This window comes from Verrucomicrobiia bacterium (assembly GCA_035495615.1).
Lineage (GTDB): Bacteria > Omnitrophota > Omnitrophia > Omnitrophales > Aquincolibacteriaceae > DATJFP01.
On sequence record DATJFP010000073.1, the window covers coordinates 1 to 3981 of the forward strand.

The window sequence follows — 3981 nt, forward strand, 5'->3', positions numbered from 1 at the left end:
AAAAAGAATACCTCCAGCTTTTTCCCCGCTCGGAAATGTTCTTCCAGCTTCCGGATTTCCGGTTCTATGAGATGACGCCGGAAGAAATCCACTGGATCGGCGGTTTCGGGAAAGCGGGAACGTTCCGGTGAGGCAAGTCCTGTATCTTGCCGGAAGGGCCCTTCAGATCATGGGGCTCATCGCCTTGCCGTCTTCTCTTTGGGTGGGATTCATGGGGCATGACGAATCTGCCAGCATCGCCATTTTTGCGGGATCGCTTCTCGTCTTCTATCTGGGTTATTTTCTATCCTCTTTTGGCATCAAGAGATAGTCAAAATTTCCTCCATTCCTGAAAGTACAAATTTGTTTCCATTCATGACGCCTATACAAAATTGTAGTGATTTGGCGAGCCTCCTCTTAGAGTTCCCCTCGAAGCGCATCAAGATTTAATCAAAAAAATGGCATATTTTTTGTATGGGTGGCGGCGTAGTTTGCGTAGTGCCTCCGGCGGAATAGTTCCAAACTGCCGGGGCTTCCATTCCAGTTACTTCAATGCTTCGGCGGCGAGTGCCGCCAACATTGATCCAGACAGAAAGGATATTTTCAAATGAACCTCAAAAAAATAGGCCTCTTGTTGGGTGGCCTGATGCTGAGCATGGCAATCCCGGCGTTCGCTCAAGCTCCCACGGTGGATACGGGAGATACGGCTTGGGTGCTTGTCTCCGCGGCCCTTGTTCTGATGATGACCCCTGCGCTGGCCTTTTTCTACGGCGGGCTGGTCAGAAAAAAGAACATGCTTTCGGTATTGATGCAGTGTTTTTTCCTGATGTGCCTCATCACCCTTCAGTGGGTGGTGTTCGGCTACAGCCTCTCGTTCGGTCCCGATATCAAGGGGTGGATCGGCAGTCTGGCATGGGCCGGCATGCACGGCGTCGGTCTTGAGCCGTATGCGGATTATTCGGCCACCGTGCCCCATCAGGCGTTCATGATTTACCAGTGCATGTTTGCCGTGATTACGCCGGGCCTGATCCTGGGCGCTTTCGCGGAAAGAATGAAGTTTTCCTCGTTCGTGGTTTTTTCCTTCCTGTGGGCCGCCATTGTTTACGATCCAGTTTGCCATTGGGTGTGGGCTGTCGGCGGTTTCCTCCGCAAGAGCGGAGCGCTTGATTTCGCCGGCGGAACCGTCGTGCACATCAACGCGGGTGTCGCGGCTCTTGCTTCGGCGCTGGTTCTCGGCCGCAGAAAGGGTTTCCCGGCCAGGATATCGCCTCCGCACAACCTGCCGTTTGCCGTGCTGGGCGCCGGCCTTTTGTGGGTGGGCTGGTTCGGCTTCAACGGCGGAAGCGCGCTGGGCGCGAACGGCCTTGCCGCCAACGCTTTTGTGACGACGCACGTCGCGGCGGCTGCCGCAGGCCTTACCTGGGCGATGCTCGACTGGAAATTCAACGCGCATCCGACGATGCTCGGCAAAATTACGGGCGCGGTCGGCGGGCTGGTCGCCATTACGCCCGCGGCCGGCTTTGTCAGCGTGATCGATGCCATCTGGATCGGCATCGGCGTTTCCGTGATCTGCTATTTCGCGGTGGCGTTCCTCAAACCGAAATTCGGCTACGACGATTCGCTGGACGCTTTCGGCGTGCACGGCATCGGCGGCATGTGGGGCGCCATTGCCACGGGCCTATGGGCACAGAAAGCGATCAATCCCGCGGGCGCGGACGGCTTCTTCTACGGCAATCCGGCCCTCTTGTTCATCCAGATCAAGGCGGTTGTCGTCACGATCGTGTACTCCTTCGTGGTGTCGTTCATTCTGCTGAAAATCGTGGACATGGTCCTCGGCCTGCGCGTTTCCGAGCGCGACGAACGGATCGGCCTCGACCTGACGCAGCACCGCGAATCCGCCTACACCATGATTGATTAAGGAGAAAAGCCATGAAATATATCGTTGCCATTATCCAGCCGGACAAGCTGGACGAAGTTCTGCAGGAGCTCGAGCAGAGCGAGATTCATCTTGTGACCGTCTCCCCGGTGATGGGCCGCGGACGCCAGAGAGGCATTTCGGAAGTTTACCGCAGCCACAAGGAAGCGGGTTCGCTGCTCAAGAAGACGAAGCTGGAGATCGCGGTCAACGACACGTTCGTGAAAGCGGCTGTCGACGCGATCATCAAAGGCGCCAAAACCGGCGAAATCGGAGACGGCAAGATTTTCGTCCTCGATCTCGAACAGTGCGTGCGCATCCGTACCGGCGAACAAAGCACCGCCGCGATCGGTTAGTTTTTTGCAAAATTACCCGGGAGGGTTGACAGGGTGAGTAACACGAATAAAGCCATCCTGCCGATCCTCCCGGGGTCTTTTCCCTGCCGAAAAGCCGGTTTTACCACCCCTTCTTCAAGTTCCGCAACTCTTTTAACCGCAAAGCATTAAAGGCCGTGGCTCAGAGTTTTCCACATGATGTAAATCCCGGTGGAAAGGCTTCCTAAGTATTGACTCTGACGCTGTTTAAGTGTATAGTGCCTCTCACCCTCCAGGGTCTGTTTAGGTGACCTCCCCCTTAGGGAATTCAGGGTATTTTCTCCTGTTCAAGGAACCATGGTGAGATAAGTGGAAAGTTCTGTCTTCGAGCGAACCGGCGTCCGCCTTTTAAGAGGGGTCACGGTGTGGCTCACGGGACTTCCGAGCTCCGGAAAATCCACGATCGCGCGTTTTTTGGAACGCCAATTCCGCAAGTGGGACTTGAAGGTCGAGCTTTTGGACGGAGACGTGGTCCGGACCAACTTGAGCAAGGGCCTGGGATTTTCCCGCGAAGACCGGGAAACCAATATCAAACGCATCGGTTTCGTCTGCCACCTCTTGACCAAAAACGGCGTCGCGGCCATTGCCTCCGCGGTTTCTCCCTACCGCGAGGTTCGGGACTATAATCGCCGGATGATCGGCAGCTTCGTCGAAGTCTACGTCAAGGCCTCGGTCGAGGAATGCGAGAAGCGCGACGTCAAAGGCCTTTACAAAAAGGCCCGCGCCGGCGAGATCAAGGAATTTACCGGCGTCAGCGACCCGTACGAAGAGCCGCTGAATCCTGAAGTGGTCTGCGATACGGCGGCTGAAAGTCTGGAACAATCCGCCGGAAAAGTCGTGAAGCGCCTGGAAGAGCTGGGATATCTCAAGTTCGAGGGTTAAGTGTTGACGCACAAATTCGGAAACATCGAAAAGCTGAACGCGGATTTCGAAGGCAAAAAGCCGCAGGAGATCGTGGCTTGGGCCATCCGCGAATTCGCGCCTAAAATCGCCATGACCTCTTCGTTCGGCCCCGAAAGCGGGACGCTCCTGCACATGGTGAGCCGGGTGGATCCCGCGACGCCCATCCTTTTTTTGGAAACCGGCTATCATTTTCCGGAAACTCTGGAATACCGCGACAAGCTCGCGGCGCTGTTCGGCCTCAAAAACGTCGTCAACCTGAAGGCCGACCCGGAAAAGAAGGCCAAGGTCGTGGCCGAGTACAACGGCGTGCCGTACGAGAAAAACCCGGACCTGTGCTGCCAGATCAATAAGGTCGAGCCTATGGGCCTGGCCGTGAAAGGCTATGACGCCTGGATGAGCGGCATCCGCCGGCACCAGACCGATTTTCGCAAGGCCATTCAAATTATTGAGGAATATGAGGGCGACATGTATAAAATAAGCCCTTTGGCGAATTTTACGTCGCGCGATTCCTGGTGGTACATGAAAGAGCACCAGATCCCGCAGCACCCGCTCTACGAAAAAGGCTATTTGAGCATCGGCTGCTGGCCGTGCACGAAGCCCGTTCAGGCCGGCGACGACGAGCGTTCGGGCCGTTGGGCGGGAAAGAGCAAGACCGAATGCGGCATCCACACTTTCATGAAACAGGTCAAGGCGCCTGAGAAAGAAAAAGACTCGTCCCAGCAAATGGGCGAGGGCGTTTAGGCCTACGGTTTAATAGACGCAAGGGACAACCCGTTTAATTGGAGGAATAGAAAATGACGACGACTACCA

The 3981-nt window shown here is 55.7% G+C and carries 5 protein-coding genes; all 5 read left to right on the plus strand.

Going from position 1 to position 3981, the window contains the following annotated elements:
* The first annotated feature begins 127 nt into the window (after positions 1 to 127).
* A complete protein-coding gene (locus tag VL688_09445) occupies positions 128 to 310 on the plus strand; it encodes a hypothetical protein (GenBank protein HTL48264.1) in 183 nt (60 codons plus the stop codon).
* A gap of 315 nt (positions 311 to 625) precedes the next feature.
* The gene (locus VL688_09450) at positions 626 to 1897 is read left to right on the plus strand and encodes an ammonium transporter (GenBank protein HTL48265.1); all 1272 of its coding nucleotides are present in this window, start codon (positions 626 to 628) and stop codon (positions 1895 to 1897) included.
* 11 nt (positions 1898 to 1908) lie between these two features.
* Positions 1909 to 2250 carry a P-II family nitrogen regulator gene (locus VL688_09455; GenBank protein ID HTL48266.1) on the plus strand — a complete coding sequence of 114 codons (342 nt, stop codon included), beginning with the start codon at positions 1909 to 1911 and terminating at the stop codon, positions 2248 to 2250.
* A 327-nt stretch (positions 2251 to 2577) separates the two neighbouring features.
* A complete protein-coding gene (gene cysC / locus VL688_09460; GenBank protein HTL48267.1) occupies positions 2578 to 3150 on the plus strand; it encodes an adenylyl-sulfate kinase in 573 nt (190 codons plus the stop codon).
* Positions 3151 to 3912 (plus strand): phosphoadenylyl-sulfate reductase, encoded by a 762-nt coding sequence (locus VL688_09465; GenBank protein HTL48268.1) that lies wholly within the window; start codon positions 3151 to 3153, stop codon positions 3910 to 3912.
* The last annotated feature ends 69 nt before the right edge of the window (positions 3913 to 3981 follow it).